The organism is Acidithiobacillus sp. TH-A36 (assembly GCF_057473445.1).
Window position 1 is genome coordinate 1 of sequence record NZ_JBYCKP010000484.1, and the last position, 1,298, is coordinate 1,298.

Below are 1,298 nucleotides of genomic sequence, written 5' to 3' on the forward strand. Positions count from 1 at the left end.
ATCCATAAGCCCCGGTCCAGCAAGGTCGCCTGGGCCAGCATCGCCTCTTCGGCGTAGGCTTCGCCACTGGCCAGATCATGGGATGCGAGAACCGCTGCGAATACAGCATGTTGCGGACAGGACGGCGTCTTGGCCAGTTCCGTTTCCAGGGATTCCCGGACTTTTCTGCTTTGCAGATCGCGTAACAGATCGTCACCCTTGCGCCGGATCATGACCAGCGCCCAGCCCCGCTCCAAAGCCACGAAAAGCACCACCAGCAACAGCAGCGGCATCAGATAAAGAATGCCCCCAGATACGGCGGCAAGGTGGAATAAATCTCCCATGGCATGCTCTCTTGCGTAATGAAAATCATATTTGGCCAGCTCGTTAGCTACGGGCACCAACTACTCGGCCCACCCAGCAGGTGGGAATTATCACTTCGGGGAGATGCATAACGGCGATGACCGGATATGCAATGGAGTCCTCATCGCCAAAACGACAGATATCCGCGCCTCCGAACCAGAGCAGTGCGGATCATCTACCGACAGGACCGCGTTATTACGGAAGGGAAAATTCAGGACGGCAGATCTTTTCTGTTCCATGTTCATTTTCTCTTATCAATATACAGCCGGATATGACGCATCACGCGCGCCCTCCCCGAGAAATCAAAGCGAGCCCTTCAATAACCGGACCCGCATACATTATATTCTTACAAATATATCGAACCCCAAAAAAAACACAACCATAATATTACGTTAAAGTCATATTTCGAGTTTATATAAGTGGCTAGGCATTTTTTGTTGATTCCTGGAGTTATCCTGTAGGCTGTCCGAGGCGGAAGTGGCCCTTTAGGCCACGACTCGCGCTGAAATCTACACTGCAGTCGCCCTGGCGCACTGGGATGGGGCCTTGCGGCCCTCTTTTTCAGGCTGCGAAGAGTTTCTAGGCCAGTAACTTGAAAGCGTCCAGCCCCATTCCGGCATTTTTCCCTTCGTCTTGAAGAAGAGATTTTTGTACTGCATTATCCATCGCCAGAATTTTACTGGGATCGCGGCCCTCAAAAACTTCGGTTTCGTCATGAAATTGCAATAATCAACATCCAAATTGAATGAATATCTCCTAAGTAATCGCCGTAGATACTTATAAATGCGTGCAACCGAAAACGGCGTACTTGTGCCAAACAGTACTAGCAACCCCATCTCTTTGAGATTAAATGTCAAGAAGCTTTGCGTTGAGGTTTTGATACTATGGTGACCTTTTTTGAAGAAGCCAATACATCTGTTTTCGCTTTTTTTGGAGTCACCGATTTCTTTTCAGCC

The 1,298-nt window shown here is 49.4% G+C and carries 1 protein-coding gene and 1 pseudogene; both read right to left on the bottom strand.

Going from position 1 to position 1,298, the window contains the following annotated elements; genetic code table 11:
- Nucleotides 1-380 (bottom strand): annotated as a pseudogene (locus AC2VLY_RS12375) (hypothetical protein); the annotation flags it as partial.
- Nucleotides 381-921: 541 nt separating this feature from the next.
- Nucleotides 922-1,068 (bottom strand): hypothetical protein, encoded by a 147-nt coding sequence (locus tag AC2VLY_RS12380; RefSeq protein WP_193649513.1) that lies wholly within the window; start codon nt 1,066-1,068, stop codon nt 922-924.
- Nucleotides 1,069-1,298: the final 230 nt, after the last annotated feature.